We start from the raw sequence: 25836 nt of genomic DNA, 5'->3' as shown, positions 1-25836 counted from the left end.
GGAACGTCTGCTTGCCTCGCGCCTTGCACCCCGCTCGGGATGCAAGGCTCAGGGGCTGTGGTGCTGATGAATGTGCAGTGAGGCACGACTATGAAAATTGTTAGCATAATCAAGGGTGTCGGTACCCAACTTCGCAGTCTGGGCATGGTGTTTTCCCATGCCTGGCGACCACGCGAAACCCTGAGTTACCCGGAAGAGACTGTCTATGCCGCTCCCCGTTTCCGTGGGCGTATCGTGCTGACCCGCGACCCGGACGGTGACGAACGCTGCGTGGCTTGCAACCTGTGCGCCGTGGCCTGCCCGGTCGGCTGCATCTCGCTGCAGAAAGCAGAGCGGGACGATGGTCGCTGGTATCCGGAGTTCTTTCGCATCAACTTCTCCCGCTGCATCTTCTGCGGCCTGTGCGAAGAGGCCTGCCCCACCACCGCTATCCAGCTGACGCCGGATTTCGAGATGGGCGAATACCGCCGCCAGGATCTGGTGTACGAGAAGGAAGATCTGCTGATCAGCGGGCCCGGCAAATACCCGGATTACAACTTCTATCGCATGAGCGGTATGGCTATCGATGGCAAGCCGAAAGGGGATGCCGAGCACGAAGCCAAACCTATCGATGTCAAGAGCCTGCTGCCCTGAGGAGTCAATCATGGAACTGGCATTTTATGCCGCGGCCCTGGTAGCCGTTTACAGCACGCTGCGGGTGATCAGCACCAGCAATCCCATGCATGCGCTGCTCAATCTCATTATTTCGCTCATCGCCGTGGCCATGATCTTCTTCTGTCTGGGCGCCTCCTTCGCGGGTGCACTGCAGGTGATCGTCTACGCGGGCGCCATCATGGTGCTGTTCGTGTTCGTGGTGATGATGCTGAACCTGGGATCGTCCCAGGATCAGGAGAAGAACTGGCTCACCCCCACCACCTGGGTGGGTCCGGGCCTGCTCTCTCTCGTCCTGCTGGGCTTTCTGGCCTACGGCATCCTCGGCGTGACAGGGGGTCAGCTTGGTCTGACCGACGTCAGCGCGAAAGAGGTCGGCATTGCCCTGTTCGGCCCTTACGTGCTCGCGGTGGAGCTCGCCTCCATCCTGCTGCTGGCGGGTCTGGTGACCGCCTACCACCTGGGCCGTGAAGACAAGAGCGGGGAAGTGCTTTCCGTTCCCAAAACGGCCGGGCGCCCAGCACCAAGTCCATCTCAAGAAGGAGGTCAGCAATGAGTGGCATCCCCATGGAACACGGTCTGCTGCTGGCCGCCGTGCTGTTTTGCATCGGTTTGTGCGGTCTGCTGATCCGCCGTAACTTGCTGTTTATTCTCATGAGTATCGAGATCATGATGAATGCGTCCGCGCTGGCGTTCGTGGTGGCTGGCAGCCGCTGGGCCCAGGCCGATGGCCAGATCATGTACATACTGGTGATTTCTCTGGCGGCAGCGGAGGCCAGTATCGGCCTCGCTTTACTACTGCTGCTCTATCGTCGTTACCACACCCTCAACGTGGACACTGTGAGCGAGATGCGCGGATGAGCCTCTTATACCTGACTTTTCTATTCCCGCTGCTGGGATGGCTGGTGCTGGCCTTCTCCCTCGGCCGTTTCGGCGAGCGCAGCTCGGCGCTCATCGGCGTCGGCAGCATAGGGTTGTCGGCCCTCACCACCCTGTGGGTCGGTATCGATTTCCTCAATACCATGCCGGTCGGCGGTGTCTATACCCAGACCCTGTGGCAATGGATGTCGGTGGGCAGCTTCAATCCCACCTTCCGCCTGGCGCTGGACGGCCTGTCGCTGACCATGCTGGGGGTGGTGACCGGGGTGGGTTTCTTCATCCACCTGTTCGCCTCCTGGTACATGCGCGGGGAAGAGGGCTATTCCCGCTTCTTCACCTATACCAACCTGTTCATCGCCAGCATGGTGTTCCTGGTGCTGGCCGATGACCTGCTGTTCGTCTACCTCGGCTGGGAAGGGGTGGGGCTGTGCAGTTACCTGCTGATCGGCTTCTACTACCGCAACCCGGCCAACGGGGCGGCCGCCCTCAAGGCGTTCGTGGTGACCCGGGTCGGCGACGTCTTCCTCGCCATCGGCCTGTTCATCCTCTACCGGGAGCTGGGCACCCTCAACATCCATGAGCTGCTGGTGCGCGCCCCCGTGGTGTTTGCCGAGGGCTCCCCTGCCCTGTCGCTGGCCTGCCTGATGCTCCTGGGCGGCGCCGTCGGTAAATCGGCCCAGCTGCCGCTGCAAACCTGGCTGGCGGATGCCATGGCGGGCCCGACGCCGGTTTCTGCCCTGATCCACGCCGCGACCATGGTGACCGCCGGTGTTTATCTCATCGCCCGTACCCACGGCCTCTTCCTGCTGGCCCCCGAGATCCTGCATCTGGTGGCGCTGGTCGGCGCCATTACCCTGGTGCTGGCGGGTTTTGCAGCCCTGGTACAGACCGACATCAAGCGGATCCTGGCTTACTCCACCATGAGCCAGATAGGCTACATGTTCCTGGCCCTCGGGGTCGGCGCCTGGGAAGGGGCCATCTTCCACCTGATGACCCACGCCTTCTTCAAGGCGCTCTTGTTCCTCTCCGCCGGTGCCGTCATAGTCGCGACCCACCATGAGCAGAACATCTTCAAGATGGGGGGCCTGCGCAAGAGTCTGCCGCTGGTCTATGCCTGCTTCCTGGTAGGGGGCTCGGCGCTGGCCGCGCTGCCGCTAGTCACGGCCGGTTTCTACAGTAAAGACGCCATCCTGTGGCAGGTGCAGGCATCTGGCCAGAGCACGCTGTTGTGGGCCGGTCTGGTGGGGGCCTTCCTGACCTCCCTCTACACCTTCCGCCTCATCTTCATCGCCTTCCACGGCAAGGTGCAGACGCAGGCCCACGCCGGCCACGGCCTGGCCCACCAGCTGCCACTGCTGGTGCTGCTGGTGCTCTCCACCGGGATCGGGGCCCTGATAGTGCCGCCGCTGGCCGGGGTGCTGCCAGCCGGTCCGGGAGATCACATAGAAGCGGGTCGTCACACGCTGGAGATAGCCTCCGGCATAGTCGCCATCGCGGGCATAGCCCTGGCCGCCTTCCTGTTTCTGGGTGAGCGTCGGCTGGCCACCAGCGTGGCGAACAGCGCGCCTGGCCGCCTGCTCAGCACCCTCTGGTTCAATGCCTGGGGCTTTGACTGGTTGTACGATCAGCTGTGGGTCAAACCCTACCTGCTCAGCACCCGCCTGCTCGGCAAGGATCCGCTGGACTGGATGATGAACCTGCCGGCCTGGCTGGCACAGAGTGGCCACCAGCTGTTGGCCTGGACCGTTTCCGGCAAGTTGCGCTGGTATGCAGCCTCCATGGGGATGGGCGCCGCCCTGATCCTGGCCCTGCTGCTGCTCGGCTGATCCCGTGATGCAGCCCCTGAACTCGCAGCAAGCCCACGGGCCTGCACAGTGACTAGAACATAGACGAGAGCTGATATCGTGACCTTACTCTGGATCTTGTTAATACCCTTCATCGGCGGTCTGCTCTGCTGGCAGACGGAGCGCTTCGGTGAATACTTCGTGCGCTGGGTCGCCCTGCTGTCCATGAGCGCCTGCCTGCTGCTCTCCGGCGCCATCTGGTGGAGCGGTGACTTTTCCCTTGCGACCCAGACTGGCGTGTCCGCCTGGGCCGCCGAACTGCAGTTGCCCTGGATCCCCCGCTTCGGCATCTCCCTGCATCTGGCGGTGGATGGCCTGTCGCTCTTGATGGTGATGCTCACCTGCTTCATCGGCGTGCTGGCCATCCTCTGTTCCTGGAAGGAAATCGTACAGCGCATCGGCTTCTTCCACCTGAACCTGCTCTGGATCCTGGGGGGCGTGCTCGGCGTCTTCATGGCGCTGGATCTGTTCCTGTTCTTCTTCTTCTGGGAGATGATGCTGGTCCCCATGTACTTCCTGATCGCGCTGTGGGGCCACTCGGTCACCGACGGCAAGTCCAGGATCAACGCGGCCACCAAGTTCTTCATCTACACCCAGGTCAGCGGCCTCATCATGCTGGTCGCCATCCTGGGTCTGGTGCTGACCCACCACGCCGCCACCGGCGTGTTCACCTTTGACTATCAGGACTTGCTCAACACCCCGATGAGCAAGGGCGTCCAGTGGCTGCTGATGCTGGGCTTCTTCATCGCCTTCGCGGTCAAGATGCCGCTGGTGCCGCTGCACGGCTGGCTGCCGGATGCCCACAGTCAGGCGCCGACCGCAGGCTCGGTGGACCTGGCCGGCATCTTGCTGAAAACCGCCGCCTACGGTCTGCTGCGCTTCGCTTTGCCGCTGTTCCCGGAGGCCTCTGCCGAGTTCGCCCCCTACGCCATGCTGCTGGGCCTGGTCGGCATCGTTTACGGCGCCATAGTGGCGTTCGCCCAGACCGACATCAAGCGGCTGGTGGCCTACACCAGCATCTCCCACATGGGTTTCGTGATGATCGCCATCTACTCGGGTAGCGAGCTGGCGCTGCAAGGCGCCGTGGTGCAGATGATCGCCCACGGCCTCTCCGCCGCCGGTCTGTTCATCCTGTGCGGTCAGCTCTACGAGCGGCTGCACACCCGTGATCTGCGCCTGATGGGCGGCCTGTGGGGCCGGTTGCGCTACCTGCCCGGCGTCATGCTGTTCTTCTCGGTGGCCTCCCTTGGCATGCCGGGTACCGGCAACTTCGTCGGCGAGTTCCTGATCCTCATCGGCAGCTTCCAGGTCGCTCCCATCATCACCGTCATCGCCACCTTCGGTCTGGTACTGGCATCGGTCTACTCCCTCATCATGCTGCAACGTGCCTGCTTCGGCGCGCCCAAGGACGAGAAGGTGCTCAAGGGCCTGGATCGCCGCGAACTGGTGATGATGATGACCATAGCCGGCCTGCTGGTGCTGCTCGGTGTCTATCCCCAGCCGGTGCTCGATACCGCAGGCAGCAGCCTGATGAGCGTGCTGCACTGGTACGCACTGCCGTCCGCTGGAGCATTGCAATGAACCTGACTGTTTCCCGACCGCTGGTCCTGTTGCCTTACTTGTCCATTACAGGAGCACTGCAATGACATTCACCGCTTCTCAACTGCTGGCCCTGTTGCCCCTGCTGCTGACCACGGGGGCCATGCTGGCCCTGATGCTGGCCATCGCCTGGCGGCGCTGTGACGACACCGCCTTCGTCGTCACCATAGCGGGCCTCAACCTGGCGCTCTTCTCCCTGCCCATCGTGATGGCGCAAGGCGATCAGGGAGTCACCCCGCTGCTGCAGATAGACGGTTACGCCGTCTTCTACATGGGACTGGTACTCATCGGCGCCCTGGCCACCTGCACCTTCGGTCGCTCCTGGCTCAAGGGCTATCCTGACAACCGGGAAGAGTTCTACCTGCTGCTGCTGATCGCCACCGCTGGCGGTCTGGTGCTGGCCGGTTCCCGCCACCTCGCCTCCCTGTTCATCGGGATCGAGATGCTGACCCTGCCCATGTTCGGTCTGGTGGGCTACGCCTACCGCGAGCGCCATTCGCTGGAAGCCAGCATCAAGTACATGGTGCTCTCCGCCGCCGCCACTGCCTTTCTGCTGTTTGGCATGGCGCTGCTCTACGCCCAGGCGGGTAGTCTGAGCTTCAGCGATCTGGGCCTGACCCTGGCCACCACCCCGGCTCACCACCCGCTGCTGATGGGTGGTCTGGGGCTGATGCTGGTGGGGTTTGCCTTCAAGCTCTCCCTAGCGCCCTTCCACCTCTGGACACCTGACGTGTACGAAGGCGCCCCGGCGCCAGTGGCTACCTTCCTGGCCACCGTCAGCAAGATAGCCGTGTTCTGCGTGCTGTTGCGCTTCTATCTGGCTGTGCCTGCGGCGGCAGATCCCATGATCCACTGGCTGCTGGCCGCCATGGCGGTCGTCTCCATCGTCATCGGCAACCTGCTGGCCCTGCTGCAGACCAACATCAAGCGGATGATGGGTTACTCCTCCATCTCCCACTTCGGTTATCTGCTGGCGGTGATCGTCGCCAGTCGCCTCGGCCAGATGCCAGTAGAAGCAGCCGGCGTCTACCTGCTGATGTACCTGTTCACCAGCCTGGGGGCCTTCGGCGTCATCAGCATGATGTCCAGCCCCTATCGCGGCAAGGATGCGGACTCCCTGCACAGCTACCGTGGTCTGTTCTGGAAGCGCCCCTACCTGACCGCCGTCATGACGGTGATGATGTTGTCGCTCGCGGGTATCCCCATGACGCTGGGCTTCATCGGCAAGTTCTACCTGATCGGGGTGACGGTCGATGCCAAGCTGTGGTGGCTCTCAGGCGCCATAGTGCTGGGCAGCGCCCTGGGTCTCTATTACTACCTGCGCGTCATGGTCACCCTCTATCTGCGGGAACCCGGCATGCAGCTGCGCGATGCCAAGGCCGACTGGGCCGTCTCCTCGGGCGGCATGGTGGTCCTGCTCTCCGCCATCATAGTGGTGGCACTGGGCATCTACCCCCAACCCGTCATCAGCCTGGTACAGGGGTTCCAGCACGTGGTACTGCGCTAAGTCGCGCCTCTGCCAGAAACACAAAACCGGCCCAAGTGGCCGGTTTTTTTATCTGCATAATGGGCATGCCACGAATATCCATAGCTTGCCAGCACAGTTGTCAGACCGCCTAAACCCACGAAGCAGGAAACAAAGATCATCATCAGCTGTCCGAGGCCCTACCCCGTGACAATGCGCTACCCTCACCTCGCAAGCGGCTGTGCTTTGCCAATAAAAAACCGGCCTGCTGGCCGGTTTTTTTATTGTTGCAGATTGCGCTGCGGGATTAACCCAGTTGCACCCGGGCGTTGCGGAACATCCGCATCCAGGCTCCGTCCTCGCCCCAGTTGTCCGGGTGCCAGGAGTTGGCCACGGTGCGGAACACCCGCTCCGGGTGCGGCATCATGATGGTGGCGCGACCGTCTGTGGTGGTCACGGCGCTGATGCCATCCGGCGAACCGTTCGGGTTGGCCGGGTACTGCTCGGTCACCTGACCACGGTTGTCGACGAAACGCAGACCCACCAGACCACTGGCTTGCAGCGCGCTCAAGTGAGCGGCGTCGCGCACCTCCACTCGCCCTTCCCCATGGGAGACGGCAATGGGCATCACGGAGCCCGCCATGCCGGCGAAGAAGGCAGACGGAGAGTCCTGTACCTCTACCAGACTGAAGCGCGCCTCGAAGCGCTCGGAGCGGTTGCGCACGAAGCGCGGCCACAGATCGGCCCCCGGGATCAGGGTGCGCAGGTTGGACATCATCTGGCAGCCGTTGCACACGCCCAGCGACAAGGTATCGCCACGTTCGAAGAAGCGCTGGAACTGCTCACGGGCGTTGTCGTTGAACAGGATGGACTTGGCCCAGCCCTCACCGGCTCCCAGTACGTCGCCGTAGGAGAAACCGCCACAGGCCACCAGGGTCTGGAACTCTTCCAGCTTGATCCGGCCAGAGAGAATGTCGCTCATATGGACGTCGACAGCGGCAAAGCCGGCTCTGTCAAACGCAGCCGCCATCTCCACATGGGAGTTGACCCCCTGCTCACGCAGCACCGCCAGACGGGGGGAGACCCCCTTGGCGATATAGGGCGCGGCCACATCCTCGGACGGGTTGTAGCTGAGCTTGGCCTGCAGACCCGGGTCGGTGGCATCCTGACGGGCAGCATGTTCACTGTCGGCGCACACCGGGTTGTCGCGCAGGCGCTGCATCTGCCAACTGGTCTCGCCCCAGAGGGTGCGAAGAGCAGTACGGCTGGCGCGATACACTTCCTGGCCCGCGCGCTGCAGGGTGATGAGATCCCCCTCGCGCACCGTGCCCAGCACATGGGAGCAGGCGGCCAGGCCGTGACCGGCCAGCAGTGTCATCACGGCTTCCTTGTCGTCGCGACGCACCTGGATGACGGCGCCCAGCTCCTCATTGAACAGCGCCGGCAACAGTTCGCCACCGATGCGGTCCAGCTGGATATCGAGACCGCAGTGACCGGCGAAGGCCATCTCGGTCAGGGTGACGAACAGGCCGCCATCGGAGCGGTCGTGGTAGGCGATCAGTTTGCGATCGGCCACTAGCGCCTGAATGGCGTTGAAGAAGCCTTTCAGTTGCACCGGATTGTCGAGATCCGGCGCCTTGTCACCCAGCTGACGGTAGACCTGAGCCAGGGCCGAGGCGCCGAGGCGCTGCTTGCCGTTGCCAAGGTCAATCAGGATAAGGTCGGTCTCACCCAGATCGGTACGCAGTTGCGGCGTCACAGTGTTGCGAACATCTTCCACCCGGGCAAAGGCGGTGATGAGCAAGGAGAGCGGCGAGGTGACGCTTTGCTCCTTGCCATCCTGCTGCCAGCGGGTCTTCATCGACATGGAGTCCTTGCCCACCGGTATGGTGATGCCAAGGGCCGGGCAGAGCTCCTCGCCCACCGCCTTGACCGCCTCATAGAGGCCGGCATCCTCACCCGGGTGACCGGCAGCGGCCATCCAGTTGGCGGAGAGCTTGACCCGCTTGAGCGATCCAATGTGAGTCGGTGCCAGGTTGGTCAGGGCTTCGGCTACTGCCATGCGGGCGGATGCGGCGTGGGAGAGCAGCGCCACCGGGGTGCGCTCGCCCATGGACATGGCTTCGCCGTGGTAGCTGTCGTAGGTCGCCGCAGTAACGGCGCAATCGGCCACCGGGATCTGCCAGGGACCGACCATCTGGTCACGGTTGACCAGCCCGGTCACGCTGCGATCGCCGATGGTGATGAGGAAGGATTTCTCCGCCACGGTCGGCAGACGCAGTACCCGCTCGGCCGCCTCGGAGAGGGTGGTGCCATCGAGCTGCAACGGCTTGCCCTGGGCAGGCAGGGTGACAACATCACGGTGCATCTTGGGCGCCTTGCCCAGCAGCACGTCCAGCGGCAAGTCGATGGGCTGGTTGTCAAAGTGGCTGTCAGAGAGGGTAAGGTGCTTCTCTTCGGTGGCGGTGCCGATGACGGCATAGGGCGCGCGCTCACGCTCGCACAGCGCCTTGAACAGCGGCAACTTGTCCTGCGCCACCGCCAGCACGTAACGCTCCTGGGATTCGTTGCACCAGATCTCCAGCGGGCTCATGCCCGGCTCGTCGCTCTGGATGGCGCGCAAATCGAAGCGACCACCACGCTCACCGTCATTGACCAGCTCCGGCATGGCGTTGGAGAGGCCACCGGCCCCCACGTCATGGATGAAGACGATGGGGTTGTCGTCCCCCAGCTGCCAGCAGCGATCGATCACCTCCTGGCAACGGCGCTCCATCTCGGGGTTGTCACGCTGGACCGAGGCAAAGTCGAGATCTTCGGCAGACTGGCCGGAGGCCATGGAAGAGGCTGCGCCGCCACCCAGACCTATGTTCATGGCCGGACCACCCAGCACTATCAGGGCGGCCCCGACCGGGATCTCCCCTTTCTGGACATGATCGGTGCGGATGTTGCCGATGCCGCCCGCCAGCATGATGGGCTTGTGATAGCCACGCACCTCGATGCCGTTGTGGCTCGGCACCTCCTCTTCGAAGGTACGGAAGTAACCGAGAATGGCCGGGCGACCGAATTCGTTGTTGAAGGCGGCGCCGCCGAGCGGCCCCTCTTGCATGATGTCAAAGGCACTGACGATGCGGCTCGGCTTGCCGAAGTCCTGCTCCCAGGGCTGCTCGAAACCAGGAATCCGCAGGTTGGAGACGGTAAAGCCCACCAGACCCGCCTTGGGCTTGGCACCACGGCCGGTTGCGCCCTCGTCGCGGATTTCACCACCGGAGCCGGTGGCTGCCCCCGGGAAGGGGGAGATGGCGGTCGGGTGGTTGTGGGTCTCCACCTTCATCAGGATGTCGACACGTTCCTGATGATACTGGTACTCACCGCTGGCGGGGCTCGGGAAGAATCGACCACCCTGGCTCCCTTCCATCACGGCGGCGTTGTCTTTATAGGCAGACAGGACATGATCCGGCGTCTGCTCAAAGGTGTTCTTGATCATCTTGAACAGCGACTTGGGCTGCTGCTCGCCGTCTATGGTCCAGTCGGCGTTGAAGATCTTGTGACGACAGTGCTCGGAGTTCGCCTGGGCAAACATGTAGAGCTCGATGTCGTTGGGGTTGCGACCCAGCCGGGTGAAGTTCTCCACCAGATAGTCGATTTCGTCATCGGCCAAGGCCAGCCCCAGCGCCACGTTGGCCGAGGCCAAGGCGCTGCGGCCACCGGCCAGCACATCCACCTGGGTAAAGGGGCGCGGCGCCTGGTGGGCAAACAGGGCACTCGCCTGGCTCATCTCGGCAAACACCACTTCCATCATGCGGTCATGGAGCACGGCGGCAACGTCAGCGCACTGGGCCTGGGTCAATTCGCCCTTGGCCTGCACGTAATAGGCGATGCCACGCTCCAGCCGCTTGACCTGGGTCAGGCCGCAGTTGTGGGCTATGTCGGTTGCTTTGGAAGACCAGGGGGAGATAGTGCCGGGGCGAGGGGTAACGAGAAACAGCTGACCGCTGGGGGTGTGTTCGGGGATGGTCGGGCCGTAGTGCAGAAGCTGGCCCAATGTCGCTCGCTCGGGCGGTGACAGCGGGCTCGAGAGCTCGGCGAAGTGCACATATTCGGCATAGACATCCTCTATCTCTACTCCGCTCTCTACTCCACTCTCCTTTCTCATCTGTGCGAAGCGTTGCAGCAGTTTTTGGACACGAAAATCAGACAGTGCTGGGGCACCACGCAAGATATCCATATGACCTTTCTCACCAAGTGTTAAAGTGGGGGGGAATTGAGACGCGCGTATTATAGGGATCAGGCTGACGCCGGACAAACGTTTTTCTTGATTTGCCAAGTGTGACTCGGTGCACACTCTCTGGTATAAAGGTCCCTCTTTTTTGACAAATGCCGATTTTTTCAACAAGGGTACTCACCTACTTGCGCTGCATTTTTCGACTGTTTATCGGGCTGATGTTGCTGCTGACCCTGGTCGGTTGTGACTTCTACACCCCCTCCAGCCAGCTGGAACAGATCCGCCAACGGGGCGAGATCCGGGTTGGCACCATCTATGGCCCCACCTCCTATTACCAGCGTGACGAGACCGCCCAGGGCTTCGATTACGAGCTGGCGAAAAGCTATGCCGACTGGCTGGGCGTCAAGCTCACCATAGTCCCCGTCTACTCCACCGCCGAACTGGTCGAGCTGCTCAAGAAGGGCAAGCTGGATCTCGCCGCCGCCGCCATCGTGGTCACCCCGGAGCGACGTGCCCTGTTTCGCTTCGGCCCCGGTTTTTATCAGGTATCCCCCAAGTTGGTCTATCGCAACGGCTCGCCCAAGCCCAAGGGGATAGGTGATCTAAAGGGCTCGATAGTGGTGCCTGCCGGCTCCACCGGGGAAGACCTGCTCAAGGAGCTCAGCAAACAGCACCCCAACCTGAAGTGGAGTACCAACCGGGACGCTGACGTGGAAGAGCTGCTCAAACAGGTGGCCGACGGCAAGATTGATTACACAGTGGTGCAGGATACTGTGCTGGCCCGTACCCAGCGTTACTACCCCGAGCTCACCGAGGGGCTGACCCTCTCCAAGAACCAGACGGTGGCCTGGGCCATGACCAAGCTGCCCGATGACAGCCTCTACGCCAGCATCATCGACTTCTTCGGCCAGCGCTTCATGGATGGCGCCATCGCCAAGCTGGATGAGAAGTACTTCGGCCACGTACAGAACTTCGACTTCGTCGACACCCGCACCTTCCTGCAGCGGGCCAAGAGCCTGCTGCCCAAGTATCAGGATCTGTTCAAGACCCACGCCAGCGTGGTGGATTGGCGCCTGCTGGCCGCTATCAGCTATCAGGAGTCCCACTGGGATCCGGAGGCGCGTTCCTACACGGGCGTGCGCGGCATGATGATGCTGACCGAACCCACCGCCAAGGCGATGGGGGTCAACAACCGGCTGCATCCGGAGGAGAGTATCAAGGGCGGCGCCCGCTATCTGCAGCAGATGATGGAGAAGGTACCCGCCTCCGTGCCCGATGACGAGAAGGTGTGGTTTGCCCTCACCGCCTACAACATCGGCTACGGCCACATGATGGATGCCCGCCGCCTGACCAAGGAGCTCGGCAAGAACCCCGATGCCTGGAGCGACGTGAAAGAGGTGCTGCCCCTGCTGCAGCAGGCGCGCTGGCACCGCAAGGCGCGCTACGGCTATGCCCGGGGCGGCGAGGCGCGCAACTACGTCAACAACGTGCGTCAGTATTACCAGAGCCTGCTCTGGCTCGACAACGAGCAGCAGAAGGCCCACCGCCGCGAGGAACTGGATGACGACAGCAGCGAGCCACAGAGTGCTGAACCCCCCACCGTCATCGCCGAAGTGGTCAAACAGATCACCCTGCGTTGAGCCCTTGTTGACAAGTTTGTTTTACCGGTAGGTTCTCTGTTACCATCCGGATGTGCCGGGGCCTGTCCGAAACTGTTTTTATCGCCTGATTTCAGCAGCTTGTCAGCTGGATGACAGCATTTTCAGATGGGCTCCATTCATCGAGGCCGGGATGGCCATCCAATGGGAGGAGACCAAGATGCGAGCTCGTAGAAGAACGACACTGGTCAGAAAAGCAAAGTGCGCCTGGAGCCCCAGACGCAAACTCAAGCTCAATGACATCAAACGCAAGATATGGCGCAGAAACCGCTCCTACACCTTGCTGATAGCAGAACACACAGAATAAACCCGGCATTTGCCGGGTTTTTTATTGCCTCACGCCTGCCCTGCCGGGCTCACCTCAAAGCGCACCGCGCGCTTTGACACCAGGCTGTTGCAGTGGTTGCAGAAGTAATCCACGGCGCCGCAGGCCTTGAGCCGCTCCAGCTCCTGCTGGCAGGTCGGACACAGGGCCCGGATGCGATAACGGGCCTGGCACTGGCCACAGCCGATCTCGGGACTGCGGCTGTCCAGCTCGGCGCTGCAGGCCGGGCATATCAGGGTGCTCATACTCGACTCCTCTCAAAGTGAATGTGCTGTGGGCCGCCCCACAGCAGATGCCCCTCGCCCCAAGAAAAAACGGCTGCCGGTGAGGGCAGCCGCTGGGCCTTATTTCTTGGTTTTGGCCTTGAGCAGGCGCTTGCGTTGACGCTCCTGGCTCAGGGTCATGGTGTTCTTCCGACCCTCGAACGGGTTGGCCGACTCCTGGAACTCGACCCGGATCGGGGAGCCCATGATCTTGAGCGACTTGCGGAAGTAGTTGATCAGATACCGCTTGTACGAATCCGGCAGGTCGTTCAACTGGTTGCCGTGGATCACGATGCGCGGTGGGTTGTAACCACCGGCGTGGGCATATTTGAGCTTGACGCGGCGACCGTTCACCATGGGCGGCTGGTGATCTTCCTGCGCCATCTGCATGATGCGGGTCAGCATGGCGGTGCTGGTACGGCGGGTGGCGGACTGGTACGCCTCCTGAATGGATTCGAACAGGTGGCCGACACCGCTGCCGTGCAGGGCGGAGATGAAGTGAACACGGGCAAAATCGATGAAGCCCAGGCGTCTGTCCAGCTCGTTCTTGACGTCCTCTTTCACCTTCTGGTCCAGGCCGTCCCACTTGTTCACCACCAGCACCACGGAGCGGCCTGAGTGGAGCACGAAGCCGAGGATGCTCAAGTCCTGATCCGTGATGGTCTCCTGGGCATCGATCACCAGCAGGCAGACGTTGGCATCTTCAATAGCCTTGAGCGTCTTGATGACGGAGAACTTCTCCACCGTCTCATGCACCTTGCCACGACGACGCACACCGGCGGTGTCGATGATGACGTACTTCTGCTCGTCACGCTCCATCGGCACATAGACGGAGTCGCGGGTGGTGCCCGGCATGTCATAGACGATGACGCGGTCTTCACCCAGCATGCGGTTGGTCAGGGTCGATTTGCCGACGTTGGGGCGACCGACGATGGCGAACTTGATGGGCAAGTCGGCGAACGGGGTCTCCTTGGTGTCTTCCCGGGTATCGAGATCACCGGCGGCTACCATGCGCAGCAGGGCTTCTTCGTCGAAGTCCTCCTCTTCTTCATCCTGCGCATCTTCTTCGGCAGCGGCTTCGACCAGGGTTTCCAGATGGGGTGCCAGCGCCAGTTCCAGCAGGCTCAGCACGCCACGGCCGTGGGCGGCAGCGATCTGGTAGACCTCTCCCAGCGCCAGACCGTAGAACTCGGACACGGCGGAGTCACCGTCGATGCCGTCTGTCTTGTTGGCCACCAGAAACACCGTCTTGTGGGTCTTGCGCAGGTGCTCGGCGATGGCCTGATCCGCAGCGGTCAGACCAGCACGGGCATCCACCATGAACAGCACCACATCAGCTTCTTCGATGGCCAGCAGGGACTGCTCGGCCATCTTCAGCTCGATCCCCTCTTCGGTACCATCGATACCGCCGGTATCCACCACGATAAATTCCAGCTCGCCCAACTTCGCCTGACCGTATTTACGGTCCCGGGTCAAACCGGGGAAGTCGGCCACCAGGGCATCCCGGGTACGGGTCAAGCGGTTAAACAGGGTGGATTTCCCCACGTTGGGGCGGCCCACCAGGGCTACTACAGGAGTCATAAAAGCCTCATTCTCAAGACGACAAAGGCTCCGGGTCCGAAGACCAGGAGCCGGATATTCACATTATCGGACGATCAGGGACGCTTGATAGCGTACAACTTGCCGCCACGGCTCTGCACATACAGGGTGTCACCGTCCACCAGAGGGGCCGCGTAGAGACCACTGCTGTCGAGCTGCTGCATGGCCTTGATGGAACCGTCGGTACGATCCAGCCAATACAGGTAACCTTCCACATCGCCGACCACCACATAGTCACCCAGGATGACGGGGGCAGTCACGGTGCGGTTTTCCAGCTGGGTATTGGACCACAGCTCAAGCCCGTTGCGCCTGTCAACGGCAAACAGATGGCTGCGGCTGTCGGTCAGCACGATGGCATTGCCGGTCACCGCCATGTCGCGGTAGCCGGAATACTTGCGCTTCCACACCTCGTCACCGGTCATCAGCTTGCGTGCCATCAGCTGACCATTGTAGGCGATGGCATAGAGCTCATCGCCAGCGATCAGCGGCGTCGCATCCACGTCCACCATGCGATCCAGCTCGGTCGCACCGCGCGGATCGGCCACCTTGGACTGGCGTACAGGCTGACCATTGCTCAGCAGGGCTATGCCCACCTTGCCATCGGCACGGCCATAGAGCACGGCGCCGTTGGTGATGATGGGGGCACCGGCACTGCGCAAGGTCAGCGGCGGCTGCTCTTCCGCCAGGGTCCACTGCAGCTTGCCTTCATCGGTATCGAGCGCCACCAGGCGCCCCGAGGTGGTCAACACCACCACACGACCGTCTTCGACGGCGGGGCTTGCCACCACTTCACCCGGTACCGTGGTCTGCCACAGCACTTCCCCGTTCTCTTCGTTCAGGGCGTAGACAACCCCGTTCTCGGAGCCGAGGAACAGCTTGCCGTAGCGAGAAACCAGACCGCCGGAGAGGCGGGCGCTGCGCTTGTCGGCGTTGATAGGCAGGTCAGCCAAGTCCACGCTCCACAGCTCCTTGCCGCTGGCACGATCGAAGGCAGTCACATCGCCATCGCGGGCCGCGGCATAGATGCGCTCCTCTTCTACCGCCGGCTTGAGCTGGGAGTAAAAGTCGCCTATGCCATCCCCGACGGGAGAGGACCAGGCCGTGTCGGCGCTGAAGGCAGATTCAACCACGGGCAAAGGCGCCATGGGATTGAGATCTTCTTCCGAGCTGAACAGGGAGCACCCCTGCAGGGCGAAGGAGACTGCCGCCCCCAACGCCACCATCTTGAACAGATTACGCATCCGGAGCTCCACCCGTGGTCACGGCTGGCAGCGCCAGATCGTCCATCTTCAGCTTGAGCTCGGCGCTGCCCTGCAGGCCGCCGGCATCGGCCGCCGCCTGATAGGCATCGCGCGCCTCTTCGGCCTTGCCCTGTTTGAGCAGGATGTCGCCACGCACTTCCGCCACCTGGGCCTTGAAGGCGTCATTGCTGATCTTGCCAAGCTGGGCCAGGGCCTCGTCAGCCTTGCCCTGATCGTTCAGGACCCGGGCCAGACGCAGGGCGGCGATGGGACGAATGCTCTCGTCACCATTGTTTGCCACCTGGGTCAGCTGCTCGGCAGCCAAGTCCAGCTTGTTTGCCTTGACGGCAGCGGCAGCCAGTTGCAGGGCGGCCAGCTCGGCATAAGAGTCACCCTGGTGGGCACTGATGAAGCCTTGTACCTGTTCGAAGGCGGCGGCATCCCCCTTGGCCAGCTGGGCCGAGATCTCGTTGTAAGCCTGGGAAGCGGCTTCCTGGTTGGTCTGCTGACGCTCGTTGTAATAACGCCAGCCAAAGAGTCCAACCAGACCGATAACAGTTCCTGCGAGCACCGAGGTTCCGTTCTCTTTCCACCAGCTCTTGATGACCTCAACCTGTTGTTCTTCGGTGGTATAAACTTCCACTGCTTACTCTCCTTTGGCTGCCAGCAGGGCAATGGCGGCGTCGACCGTGACGGTCTGTTGCTCGGCCTGGCCACGCAGATATTTGATGGTGATCTCCCCGTTTTGCACCTCGGTTTCACCAAGGATCAGGGCAATGGCCGCGCCGCACTTGTCGGCACGCTTGAGTTGTTTCTTGAAGTTGCCGCCACCGCAGTGGCTCATCAGGCGCAGGTCTGGCAGGGCATCACGCAGACGCTCGGCAAGCGCGAAGCCAGCCTGCTCGGTCCCCTCGCCCACCATGGCCAGATAGACGTCCACCGCAGGGCGGATATCGGCATTAAGCTCCAGGGTCTCCAGCATCAGCACCAGGCGCTCCATGCCCATGGCAAAGCCCACGGCCGGGGTCGCTTGACCGCCAAGCTGCTCCACCAGGCCGTCGTAACGGCCACCGGCACAAACGGTGCCCTGGGCACCCAGGCTGCTGGTGACCCACTCGAACACGGTCAGGTTGTAATAGTCAAGGCCGCGCACCAGACGCTCGTTCACCTCGAACTGGATACCGGCGGAGGTGAGCAGGCGCTTGAGCCCCTCGAAGTGAGCCAGGCTCTCTTCACCCAGGTGATCGAACAGGCGCGGGGCATCCACCAGAATGGCCTGTACCTTGGCATCCTTGGAGTCGAGCACCCGCAGCGGGTTGCTGTACATGCGGCGCTGGCTCTCTTCGTCAAGCTGATCCTTGTACTGCTCGAGGTAAGCCACCAGCGCATCGCGATAGGCGGCGCGCTCGGCACTCTGGCCCAGGGTGTTGAGCTGCAGGGTGACGTGATCGCTGATGCCGAACAGACGCCACAGACGGTGGGTCAGCATGATGAGTTCGGCGTCAATATCCGGCCCGTTGATGCCAAACAGCTCGACCCCGAACTGATGGAACTGGCGGTAACGGCCCTTCTGGGGACGCTCGTGGCGGAACATGGGACCCATGTACCACATCCGGCGTTCCTGGTTGTAGAGCAGACCGTGCTCGATACCGGCACGGACGCAGCTGGCAGTCCCTTCCGGACGCAGGCTCAGGCTGTCACCGTTGCGGTCTTCGAAGCTGTACATCTCTTTTTCGACCACGTCGGTCACTTCACCGATGGCACGCTTGAACAGATGAGTCTGCTCGACGATCGGCATGCGCACTTCGCTGTAGCCATAGCTGGCGACCACTTGGCGCAGTATCTGTTCTACTTTCTGCCATACCGGGCTCTGCTCCGGCAGGCAATCGTTCATACCGCGAATAGCTTGGATCTGTTTTGCCACGTTGATACTCGAGAAAAAGACGTGAAATTTGGCCGCATTATAGGGATTTTCGACCCCGAGGTAAAATCAGGGCGCTCCAATACGGGATTTAAAATCAGCAACCTAAAGACAGGGCCACCCTAGGTGGCCCCGCACTGGCTCAACCCTCGTCCACCTGGATCTGGTTGGCCGGATCCAGCATGGCCGCCCGGGCGCGAATACGGCGCTCCAGGATCGGGATGAGATCCTTGTTGTCCAGCCGGTCGACCCGCTGACCGCCCTCGTAGAAGGCGCTCTTGTTGGCCGCACCCGCCAGCCCCAGATCGGAGACCAGCGCCTCGCCCGGGCCGTTCACCACACAGCCGATAATGGAGACATCCATGGGGGTGATGATGTCTTCCAGTCGCTCTTCCAGGGCATTGACGGTGGCGATCACATCGAACTCCTGACGGGAGCAGGAGGGACAGGCGATGAAGTTGATGCCGCGGGAACGGATGCGCAGGGATTTGAGGATATCAAAGCCTACCTTGATCTCTTCCACCGGATCGGCCGCCAGCGAGATACGGATGGTATCGCCTATGCCATCGGCCAGCAGCATGCCGAGCCCGACGGCGGATTTCACCGCGCCAGCGCGAAAACCGCCCGCTTCCGTGATGCCAAGGTGCAGCGGCTGCTCGATCTGCTTGGCCAGCAGGCGATAGGCCCCGATGGCCAGGAAGACGTCAGACGCCTTGACGCTCACCTTGAAGTTGTCGAAGTTGAGACGATCCAGGTAATCCACGTGGCGCATGGCCGACTCGAGCAGTGCCTCCGGGGTCGGCTCGCCGTACTTCTCCTGAATGTCTTTCTCAAGAGAGCCGCCGTTGACGCCGATACGGATCGGGATGTTGTAGTGGCGCGCGCAATCGACCACGGCGCGCACCCGCTCTTCGTTGCCGATGTTGCCCGGGTTGATACGCAGGCAGTCGGCGCCGTACTCGGCCACTTTCAGGGCGATGCGGTAGTCGAAGTGGATGTCGGCAACGATGGGGATACGAGTCTGCTGCTTGATGAGCTTGAAGGCTTCCGCCGCTTCCATGGTGGGTACCGAGACCCGGACTATGTCGGCACCAACCCGCTCTATCCGCCGGATCTGCTCGACGGTGGCGGCCACGTCCGTGGTCTTGGTGTTGGTCATGGTCTGAACCGTGATGGGGGCGTCGCCCCCAACCGGTACGTTACCGACCATGATCTGCCTGGATTTACGACGAATGATGGGAGATTCGTGAGCGGACATGGCGGACAGATTACTCCTGCGGCAGTGAGAGGCGAGCAGTCCGGCCGTTGTTGTAACGGCTCATGTCGATGGACTTGCCCTGATATTCGATATTGACCGCCATGGGCGCGCCAATGATGAACTTGAGCGGCTCGGGTCCTTCCAATACCAGTTGATCATTTGCCTTCTTCAGGCCGCTGAACAGTGTCTTGCCCTTGGCGTCCTTGACGTCCAGCCAACAGTCGGCGGTGAAACTCATCTTGAGCTGAGGCGCCTTGGCGGGATCCGTGGTCGCATCGTCAGCGACCGGCAGCGTCGCCACACTCGCAGAGGTCACAGTCGCCACGGCGGCACTGCTGGCCTCAGCCTGCGGCGCCGTGGCAGCAGCGCTGCTCACGATCGGCTCTGCGGCCGTTGCCATCGCATCGGAGGCGGCTGGCATAACCACTGGGTCAACCACATCCGTCGCAGAAGAGAGGGTCGCGCCCTGCGGGTTGGCGGTTGCACTCATTTCAGTGGCCGCTAACGCTTCGTCACCGGCGGAGCGGCGCGCCGTGCTCTGCCACCACCAGGCGACGGAGAGCGCGATCAGCACCAGGATCACCAGCCAGGTCACCACCTTGAGCCGGCTGTCGTTTGCCTGCTGGCGCGAGCGACGGGAAAAGCTCTGCATGTCGATGTTGTCGGGAGGCGTCAACCCCAGCTTGTCGTAGGCGGCCAGAATGGTTTCATCCGGGATGCCGACCAGCTTGGCGTAGGTACGCAGGTAGCCCCGGATAAAGGTATGGGAAGTGTGCTTGTCATACGTATCTGATTCGATCGCAGCAATCAGGGTCAGACGAAGGTGAATGCGGGACGCAACCTGTTCTCGTGTCCAGCCAAGCTGTTCACGGGCGTTGCGCAGCAGCTGGCCTGGGCCTGCTGCCTGGGAGTCGTCTTGAAAATCGTGTGGCTGTTCAGTAGTCATTGGCTAAGTAACGCTTGGCTTGTTGCGAAGAGGGATATTGCCTTACCAGCTCAGTCCCGAATTGGTGAAGGAGTGCCGGTTTGTCCATGGCCTGAGCCAGCCGCAATCTCAACCAGAGACTGCTCTCGTTCTCGTCTGACGCATCGGCGAAACGAGCGAGATAGGCCTGTACATCAGGCAGCTTGCCATCTTTCATGGAAAGCTCAGCCATGTCCAGCAATAACCTTGGATTGCGGGGATTATACCCCAAGGCCAAGCGATAGTACTCGCTTGCTTTATCATTTCTGCGATTTTGCGCGGCGCAAAGTGCCGCATTTTCATAGGTATCGGCAATCTTGATGTAATTGGGTTGGCTGATCGCCTGCAGGAATGCCTTCTCCGCCTCATCAAAGCGACCACGGTTGCACAGGAAGGCACCGTAGTTGTTCATTGCGTCAGCATTGGACGGATCCATGGCGAGGGCTTTCTTGTAGCTCTCCTCGGCCGCCTTGTAATCCTCTACCTGCTGGTAGAAGTAAGCGAAGCCGATATAGACCTGAGGGTTGTCGGGGTCGTACTGGAGGGCGCGATCAAGGTTGAACTTGGCCTGTTCGGCATTGCCCTGTCGCAGATATTGAATACCTAAGTCCAGACGGGTCTGGGCAGCCGCCTTGAGGTCGGGACCCACTTCACGCTGGGTCGAATTCTGGCCAGCGTAAGTGGTCTCGGTAACACAGCCTGGCAGCGCACAGAGCGCTGCCACTACGATCAATGTACGTGTATCCATTCCCTGACTATACAATGGCTTAGCAATTTAAACCATTTTGACGGAAATCCCATCCTGTTGCATCCGATTTTTCATGGTGCGTTTGGTGCGATCTATCACCTCTCCCACCAGCTGACCGCAGGCGGCGTCGATGTCGTCACCACGGGTCTTGCGGACGATGACGGTGAAGCCATATTCCATCAGCACCTTGGAGAAACGGTCGATGCGGCTGTTGCTCGGCTTGCCATAGGGGTTGCCCGGGAAGGGGTTGAACGGGATCAGGTTGATCTTGCTCGGGGTGTCTTTGAGCACCTTGGCCAGCTCGTGGGCATGCTGCATGTCGTCATTGATATGATCGAGCAGCACATACTCCACCGTCACGCGGCCGCCATTGGCATTGGACTTGGCCAGATAACGGCGCACACCGGCGAGGAAATCCTCGATGTTGTACTTGTCGTTGATCGGCATGATCTCGGAACGCAGCTTGTCGTTCGGCGCATGCAGGGAAATGGCCAGGGCCACGTCAATTTGATCGCCGAGGATATCCAGCGCCGGCACCACACCCGAGGTGGAGATGGTCACGCGGCGCTTGGAGATACCGTAGCCGAAGTCATCCATCATCAGACGCATGGCCGGCACCACGTTGGCGAGGTTGAGCAGCGGCTCCCCCATGCCCATCATCACCACGTTGGTGATAGGGCGCTTGCCACCGACTATCTTGGCGGCGCGCCATACCTGGCCGATGATCTCGGACACTTTCAGATTACGGTTAAAGCCCTGCTGGGCCGTGGAGCAGAACTTGCACGCCAGCGCACAACCTACCTGAGAAGAGACGCACAGGGTGGCTCGGTCTTCTTCCGGGATGTAGACGGTCTCCACTTCCTGACCGCCGACCTGCAGCGCCCACTTGATGGTGCCGTCCGCGGAACGCTGTTCACGGCTAACTTCCGGCGCGCGGATCTCGGCGATCGCCTTCAGGCGCTCGCGCAGTACCTTGTTGACGTTGTTCATCTGATCGAAATCATCACAACCGAAGTGATAGATCCACTTCATGATCTGATCTGCCCGGAATGGCTTCTCGCCCAGTTCGACGAAGAAGGCACGCATGGCATCCCGATCAAGATCCAGCAGGTTGGTTTTTATTTCGCTCATCAAAGGCCTCAGTCCACAAACTACATAAATTATTGGCTGACGAAGTCAGGGGGCGGCATTGTACAAATAATGGGTCCGGCTTTCCAGCTGGAGAATAAGAGGATATTGACCAAAAGGCCAAAAAACAAAAGGGAGCCGAGGCTCCCTTGATCATCTCAGGGCAAGATCAGCCGCGCGGGCAGATCTCGTCGTCGGAGAAGAAGTAGGCAATTTCACGGGCGGCAGAGGCCGGAGCGTCGGAGCCGTGTACCGCGTTGCGGTCGATGCTCTCGGCGTAGCAGGCACGCAGGGTACCGGCCAGGGCCTCTTTCGGGTTGGTCGCCCCCATGATTTCACGGTGACGGCGGATGGCCTCTTCCCCTTCCAGCACCTGTACCATCACAGGGCCAGAGGTCATGAAGCTGACCAATCCGTCATAGAAAGGCTTGCCCTGGTGTTCTGCGTAGAAACCGGCGGCTTGCTCGCTGCTCAGATGCAGCATCTTGGCGGCGATGACTTTCAGACCCGCGCTCTCGAAGCGGTTATAGATGGCACCGATCAAGTTTTTGCTGACTGCATCCGGCTTGACGATAGAAAAGGTACGTTCGATGGCCATTGAGATCTTTCCTTAACTACAGAGTTTTATTGTTAGAATCCATGTTCGGCGGCGATTATACGTAAACAAAAACCGAAATAACACACAAAAAAGCAACTTCTTATTAAACAAACACGTCCTTAAAACAACATCACCACTCATCTTGGTCCAGTGCGGCAAGAAAAAATGTGCGCTTGTGCACGATAGCCGTGTTAAGCCCCTGAAACCCTGCCTATTGCTCACTAATGCAGCACTGCTGAAAAGGGCACCCTCAGGTGCCCTTCCTTGACGATTGCCATCCTGCTCAGCGCGCTTCCGCCAGCAGGGTATGCGCTATGGTGCGCATACCCTGGGTGTTGGCGCCCGGCGCCCACAGGCTGTCACCGTTGTCGCTGAAACATGCGGCCAGATCGACGTGCAACCAACCCCGTCCTTCATTGCCGACGAAGCGGGAGAGGAAGCCCGCCGCGTTGGAGGCGCCGCCCGGGCCACCGCCCGGCACAGGGCGGCTGTTGGCCGTGTCGGCATAGTGAGACGGGCACTGCTGGCGGTGCCAGGGCTCCAGCGGCAGTGGCCAGGCGGGCTCCTGCTCGGCATCGGCGTAAACCATGGCGCGGCTCACCAGTCCCTTGTCCAGTCCAAACAGGGCGTTGTAACGCCCCCCCAGCGCCATGACGGCGGCGCCCGTCAGGGTGGCTGCATCTATGATAAGCGGCGCCCCGCTGTCGCTTGCCAGTTGCAGGCCGTCGGCCAGCACCAGGCGCCCCTCGGCATCCGTGTTGACGATCTCGACCGTAGTGCCGTTCTTGTAGGTAAGGATATCACCCAGCTTGTAGGCATGGCCGGAGACCAGGTTCTCGGCGCAGCAGAGGATGAGCTTCACCCGCTTGTCGAGGCCGCGCAGTATGGCCAGCGCCAGGGCACCGGTCACTATGGCCGCCCCCCCCATGTCATGCTTCATGGTGAGCATGCCCTGGGAGGTTTTCATGGAGTAGCCACCGGAGTCGAAGGTGATGCCTTTGCCCACCAGGGCCGCCGCCACCGGGGCGTTGCGATCCCCGGTCGGGTTGTAGTCCAGCTCCAGCAGCACGGGCTCGCGATCGCTGCCACGGCCAACCTGATAGAGACCGACCCAGCCTGCCTGTTGCAACGCCTCTCCTTTCAGGATGCGATGACTGATCCTGTCCGGCGCCAGCTCGGTGATGAAGGCCGCCGCCTCCACCGCCAGCTCCAGCGGCCCCAGTTGCTCCGGGGTGGCATTGGTCATCTCGCGGACCCAGCGTCCGCACAGCCAGCGCGCCTCCAGCTCCTCCCTGTCCTCTTCGGACGAGGTGGCCCACTGCAGCTCGACTTCGGCCTTGGGGGTCTGCAGCCCCTGGGCGAAGGCCCACTGCTGCTCGCGCTCCCAATGACCGGCCAGGGCCACTTTCTGGATCCCCTGGCTGCACAGTCGACGCGCCGCCTGCTGGATATCGAGCAGCGGCGTGGCGGTGACCAGGTGGATCACCATGCCATCGGCGCGGTGAGAGAGCAGCGCCCCCTCTCCCCACTCGGCCGGCGCAAACTCGCGACTTAACCAGACGTTCATGCTGTCTCCTCCTGCAGCCTGCGGGCTACCGATAGTAAGCAGGCCGTGGCTTTTTGCGCCGGTTGTCCCAAACCATCACCAAATTCTTGATTCAGCCAGACACTCATTCAGTCACCTCCTGCAGCCAGCGAGCGATCGTGCGCAGGCCGTGGCCCTTGGCACCGGTCGCCCACAGATCGTTGCCCGATTTCTGATAGGAGGCAGCCAGATCCAGGTGTACCCAGCCCTTGCCATCGTCACGCACAAAACGGGACAGGAAGGCGGCCGCCGTGGTCGCTCCGGCCGTGCCTTCGGCGGAGGCCACGTTGCCCAGCTCGGCAAACGCGGAGGTGAGCTGGCCCACATGCCAGGGTTCCAGCGGCAGGGCCCAGGCCTTCTCCTGTTCGGCTTTGGCGGCCGCCAGGGTGCGTTGCTGCTCGGTCTCATCGAGGGCAAACACGGCGTTGTAGTCGCGACCCAGCGCCGTCTTGGCGGCGCCGGTCAAGGTGGCAGCATCGAGAATATAGGCGGCACCACTGTCGGATGCGGCCATCAGGCCGTCGGCCAGCACCAGACGCCCTTCGGCATCGGTATTCTGGATCTCGACCGAGATGCCGTTCTTGTAGGTGAGGATGTCGCCGAGTTTGAAGGCATGGCCGGAGACCAGGTTTTCGGCGCAGCAGAGGATGAGCTTGACCCTGTGCTTGAGGCCGCGACTGATGGCAAGCGCCAGGGCACCGGTCACCATGGCGGCGCCGCCCATATCGGACTTCATCGGCAGCATGTTGTCAGAAGACTTCATGGAGTAGCCACCGGAGTCGAAGGTGATGCCCTTGCCCACCAGGGCGGCCACCACGGGAGCGTTGCGATCCCCGGTCGGGTTGTAGTCGAGCTCCAGCAGCACGGGTTCGCGCTCGCTGCCACGGCCCACCGACCAGATCCCGATATGACCCGCCTCACGCAGCGCCTCGCCAGCCGTGATACGGGCAGTCACCTGATCGCCACCCAGGCCACGAATGAGCAGCAGGGCGGACTCCGCCAGGCTCATGGGATAAATGGCTTCCGGGCAACCGTTGGTCACCTCGCGCACCCAGCGGCTCGCCTTGATCAGCGCATCCAGCTCGCGGGCATCAGAAACACTCTGCTCACCGAGGTCCAGTTCACGCACGCCCTTGGCGGCGTAGAAGCCCTGGGCGAAGGCGTAACGGCGTTCCAGATCCCAATCATCACCGACCAGCTTCACCCGCTTGATGCCGCTGGACTCGATACGGCGGGCCGCACGCTGTATGGTGCGCAAGGCGTCATTTTCCTGGGCGATAGAGCCCAAATGAATGTGGGCCTCGTCACCGTTGAAACTGAGCAGGGCGCCTTCGCCCCACTGGGCGGCCGCGGCCTGGGTGGACAACACTACCTTCATCATGTCAGCCATCTTCACTTGCTTCCTTTTTATTGGCACTTTCATTAATGAATAGGGAAATAACGAGCACAAAAAAGGCCGTTCCCCTCGAGGGTCACGGCCTTCACCATATCATTACTGCACCATGGGATGCTGCACGCTCAATTCACTCATGTGTAATTAAGGTGCCATCAATGGCGTTCTGAGGCGAGGTTGATGGTGTACTTGGGCAGTTCCACCACCAGATCCTCGTCTGCCAGTCTGGCCTGGCAACTGAGGCGTGATTCCGGCTCCAGTCCCCATGCCTTGTCCAGCATGTCATCTTCCAGCTCATCGCTCGGCTCGAGGGAGTCAAACCCTTCTCGCACCACGCAATGACAGGTGGTGCAGGCGCAGGACTTCTCGCAGGCGTGCTCGATCTCGATGCCATTGCGCAGCGCCACATCCAGGATGGTCTCTCCACTCTTGCCTTCGAGCGCGGCACCGTCCGGACAGAGCTCGGGATGGGGCAGAATAATCAGTTTTGGCATA

General features: G+C 61.5%; 21 protein-coding genes. 7 read left to right on the top strand and 14 right to left on the bottom strand.

The annotated features are described in order from the left end of the window. The first annotated feature begins 90 nt into the window (after positions 1 to 90). From nuoI to nuoN, 6 genes are all read left to right on the top strand, one after another. The gene (gene nuoI, locus BN1128_RS01870; protein ID WP_042865889.1) at positions 91 to 633 is read left to right on the top strand and encodes an NADH-quinone oxidoreductase subunit NuoI; all 543 of its coding nucleotides are present in this window, start codon (positions 91 to 93) and stop codon (positions 631 to 633) included. Positions 634 to 643: 10 nt separating this feature from the next. Continuing rightward, a complete protein-coding gene (nuoJ, locus tag BN1128_RS01865; protein WP_042865888.1) occupies positions 644 to 1207 on the top strand; it encodes an NADH-quinone oxidoreductase subunit J in 564 nt (187 codons plus the stop codon). Next, complete coding sequence (gene nuoK, locus BN1128_RS01860) at positions 1204 to 1512, top strand: NADH-quinone oxidoreductase subunit NuoK (protein WP_042034381.1); 309 nt, start codon at positions 1204 to 1206, stop codon at positions 1510 to 1512. Before nuoJ ends, nuoK begins: the two co-directional genes overlap by 4 nt. Next, positions 1509 to 3356, top strand: a complete 1848-nt coding sequence (gene nuoL, locus BN1128_RS01855) for an NADH-quinone oxidoreductase subunit L (protein ID WP_042865887.1) — start codon at positions 1509 to 1511, stop codon at positions 3354 to 3356. Before nuoK ends, nuoL begins: the two co-directional genes overlap by 4 nt. 78 nt (positions 3357 to 3434) lie before the next feature. Then, positions 3435 to 4955: an NADH-quinone oxidoreductase subunit M gene (nuoM, locus tag BN1128_RS01850; protein ID WP_042865885.1), complete on the top strand. Its 1521-nt coding sequence runs from the start codon at positions 3435 to 3437 to the stop codon at positions 4953 to 4955. Between the two features lie 61 nt (positions 4956 to 5016). After that, positions 5017 to 6480 carry an NADH-quinone oxidoreductase subunit NuoN gene (gene nuoN, locus BN1128_RS01845; RefSeq protein WP_042865884.1) on the top strand — a complete coding sequence of 488 codons (1464 nt, stop codon included), beginning with the start codon at positions 5017 to 5019 and terminating at the stop codon, positions 6478 to 6480. A gap of 265 nt (positions 6481 to 6745) precedes the next feature. On the opposite strand, the gene purL is transcribed toward nuoN, so the two are convergent. Continuing rightward, complete coding sequence (purL, locus tag BN1128_RS01840) at positions 6746 to 10663, bottom strand: phosphoribosylformylglycinamidine synthase (protein WP_042865883.1); 3918 nt, start codon at positions 10661 to 10663, stop codon at positions 6746 to 6748. A 149-nt stretch (positions 10664 to 10812) separates the two neighbouring features. Here purL and mltF point away from each other — a divergent pair, with 149 nt between their 5' ends. Then, positions 10813 to 12300 (top strand): membrane-bound lytic murein transglycosylase MltF, encoded by a 1488-nt coding sequence (gene mltF / locus BN1128_RS01835; RefSeq protein WP_042865882.1) that lies wholly within the window; start codon positions 10813 to 10815, stop codon positions 12298 to 12300. Between the two features lie 354 nt (positions 12301 to 12654). Here the strand turns inward: mltF and BN1128_RS01830 are convergent, their stop codons facing one another. The 13 genes from BN1128_RS01830 to fdx form a co-directional block, all read right to left on the bottom strand. After that, positions 12655 to 12888, bottom strand: coding sequence for a zinc ribbon domain-containing protein (locus BN1128_RS01830; protein WP_042865881.1), 234 nt, complete (start codon positions 12886 to 12888; stop codon positions 12655 to 12657). Positions 12889 to 12987: 99 nt separating this feature from the next. Continuing rightward, positions 12988 to 14487, bottom strand: coding sequence for a ribosome biogenesis GTPase Der (gene der, locus BN1128_RS01825; protein WP_042865880.1), 1500 nt, complete (start codon positions 14485 to 14487; stop codon positions 12988 to 12990). A 74-nt stretch (positions 14488 to 14561) separates the two neighbouring features. Continuing rightward, positions 14562 to 15746 carry an outer membrane protein assembly factor BamB gene (gene bamB, locus BN1128_RS01820; protein ID WP_042865879.1) on the bottom strand — a complete coding sequence of 395 codons (1185 nt, stop codon included), beginning with the start codon at positions 15744 to 15746 and terminating at the stop codon, positions 14562 to 14564. Further along, entirely contained in the window at positions 15739 to 16389 is a 651-nt protein-coding gene (locus BN1128_RS01815) for a YfgM family protein (protein ID WP_042865878.1), read from the bottom strand. The genes bamB and BN1128_RS01815 overlap by 8 nt, the downstream gene beginning before the upstream one ends. 3 nt (positions 16390 to 16392) lie before the next feature. Next, positions 16393 to 17670 carry a histidine--tRNA ligase gene (hisS, locus tag BN1128_RS01810; protein WP_042865877.1) on the bottom strand — a complete coding sequence of 426 codons (1278 nt, stop codon included), beginning with the start codon at positions 17668 to 17670 and terminating at the stop codon, positions 16393 to 16395. A gap of 139 nt (positions 17671 to 17809) precedes the next feature. Then, positions 17810 to 18925, bottom strand: a complete 1116-nt coding sequence (gene ispG, locus BN1128_RS01805) for a flavodoxin-dependent (E)-4-hydroxy-3-methylbut-2-enyl-diphosphate synthase (RefSeq protein WP_042865876.1) — start codon at positions 18923 to 18925, stop codon at positions 17810 to 17812. Positions 18926 to 18935: 10 nt separating this feature from the next. Then, positions 18936 to 19871, bottom strand: coding sequence for a cytoskeleton protein RodZ (gene rodZ / locus BN1128_RS01800; RefSeq protein WP_042865875.1), 936 nt, complete (start codon positions 19869 to 19871; stop codon positions 18936 to 18938). Continuing rightward, positions 19861 to 20652, bottom strand: a complete 792-nt coding sequence (tapF, locus tag BN1128_RS01795; protein WP_098984355.1) for a PilW family type IVa pilus biogenesis/stability lipoprotein TapF — start codon at positions 20650 to 20652, stop codon at positions 19861 to 19863. Before tapF ends, rodZ begins: the two co-directional genes overlap by 11 nt. A 12-nt stretch (positions 20653 to 20664) precedes the next feature. Continuing rightward, positions 20665 to 21768: a dual-specificity RNA methyltransferase RlmN gene (gene rlmN, locus BN1128_RS01790; RefSeq protein ID WP_042034400.1), complete on the bottom strand. Its 1104-nt coding sequence runs from the start codon at positions 21766 to 21768 to the stop codon at positions 20665 to 20667. 166 nt (positions 21769 to 21934) lie between these two features. Then, positions 21935 to 22363, bottom strand: a complete 429-nt coding sequence (ndk, locus tag BN1128_RS01785; RefSeq protein WP_042865873.1) for a nucleoside-diphosphate kinase — start codon at positions 22361 to 22363, stop codon at positions 21935 to 21937. A 283-nt stretch (positions 22364 to 22646) separates the two neighbouring features. After that, positions 22647 to 23930, bottom strand: a complete 1284-nt coding sequence (gene pepB / locus BN1128_RS01780) for an aminopeptidase PepB (RefSeq protein ID WP_042865872.1) — start codon at positions 23928 to 23930, stop codon at positions 22647 to 22649. 103 nt (positions 23931 to 24033) lie between these two features. Beyond that, on the bottom strand, positions 24034 to 25338 hold the full coding sequence (pepB, locus tag BN1128_RS01775) for an aminopeptidase PepB (protein ID WP_042865871.1): 1305 nt from the start codon (positions 25336 to 25338) through the stop codon (positions 24034 to 24036). Between the two features lie 158 nt (positions 25339 to 25496). Further along, on the bottom strand, positions 25497 to 25835 hold the full coding sequence (gene fdx / locus BN1128_RS01770) for an ISC system 2Fe-2S type ferredoxin (RefSeq protein WP_005310414.1): 339 nt from the start codon (positions 25833 to 25835) through the stop codon (positions 25497 to 25499). Position 25836: the final 1 nt, after the last annotated feature.

Source organism: Aeromonas piscicola, from assembly GCF_000820005.1.
GTDB classification, from domain to species: Bacteria; Pseudomonadota; Gammaproteobacteria; order Enterobacterales; family Aeromonadaceae; genus Aeromonas; species Aeromonas piscicola.
The sequence above is the reverse complement of the archived record's forward strand: the minus strand, read 5'-3'. Positions and strand labels throughout refer to the sequence as shown.

What these genes read in the sequence shown, in the direction of transcription:
- nuoI (WP_042865889.1), top strand. Translation starts at nt 91, where the DNA reads ATGAAAATTGTTAGCATAATCAAGGGTGTCGGTACCCAACTTCGCAGT.
- nuoJ (WP_042865888.1), top strand. Translation starts at nt 644, where the DNA reads ATGGAACTGGCATTTTATGCCGCGGCCCTGGTAGCCGTTTACAGCACG.
- nuoK (WP_042034381.1), top strand. Translation starts at nt 1,204, where the DNA reads ATGAGTGGCATCCCCATGGAACACGGTCTGCTGCTGGCCGCCGTGCTG.
- nuoL (WP_042865887.1), top strand. Translation starts at nt 1,509, where the DNA reads ATGAGCCTCTTATACCTGACTTTTCTATTCCCGCTGCTGGGATGGCTG.
- nuoN (WP_042865884.1), top strand. Translation starts at nt 5,017, where the DNA reads ATGACATTCACCGCTTCTCAACTGCTGGCCCTGTTGCCCCTGCTGCTG.
- purL (WP_042865883.1), bottom strand. Translation starts at nt 10,663, where the DNA reads ATGGATATCTTGCGTGGTGCCCCAGCACTGTCTGATTTTCGTGTCCAA.
- mltF (WP_042865882.1), top strand. Translation starts at nt 10,813, where the DNA reads ATGCCGATTTTTTCAACAAGGGTACTCACCTACTTGCGCTGCATTTTT.
- BN1128_RS01830 (WP_042865881.1), bottom strand. Translation starts at nt 12,888, where the DNA reads ATGAGCACCCTGATATGCCCGGCCTGCAGCGCCGAGCTGGACAGCCGC.
- der (WP_042865880.1), bottom strand. Translation starts at nt 14,487, where the DNA reads ATGACTCCTGTAGTAGCCCTGGTGGGCCGCCCCAACGTGGGGAAATCC.
- bamB (WP_042865879.1), bottom strand. Translation starts at nt 15,746, where the DNA reads ATGCGTAATCTGTTCAAGATGGTGGCGTTGGGGGCGGCAGTCTCCTTC.
- ispG (WP_042865876.1), bottom strand. Translation starts at nt 18,925, where the DNA reads ATGTCCGCTCACGAATCTCCCATCATTCGTCGTAAATCCAGGCAGATC.
- rodZ (WP_042865875.1), bottom strand. Translation starts at nt 19,871, where the DNA reads ATGACTACTGAACAGCCACACGATTTTCAAGACGACTCCCAGGCAGCA.
- rlmN (WP_042034400.1), bottom strand. Translation starts at nt 21,768, where the DNA reads ATGAGCGAAATAAAAACCAACCTGCTGGATCTTGATCGGGATGCCATG.
- ndk (WP_042865873.1), bottom strand. Translation starts at nt 22,363, where the DNA reads ATGGCCATCGAACGTACCTTTTCTATCGTCAAGCCGGATGCAGTCAGC.
- pepB (WP_042865872.1), bottom strand. Translation starts at nt 23,930, where the DNA reads ATGAACGTCTGGTTAAGTCGCGAGTTTGCGCCGGCCGAGTGGGGAGAG.
- pepB (WP_042865871.1), bottom strand. Translation starts at nt 25,338, where the DNA reads ATGGCTGACATGATGAAGGTAGTGTTGTCCACCCAGGCCGCGGCCGCC.
- fdx (WP_005310414.1), bottom strand. Translation starts at nt 25,835, where the DNA reads ATGCCAAAACTGATTATTCTGCCCCATCCCGAGCTCTGTCCGGACGGT.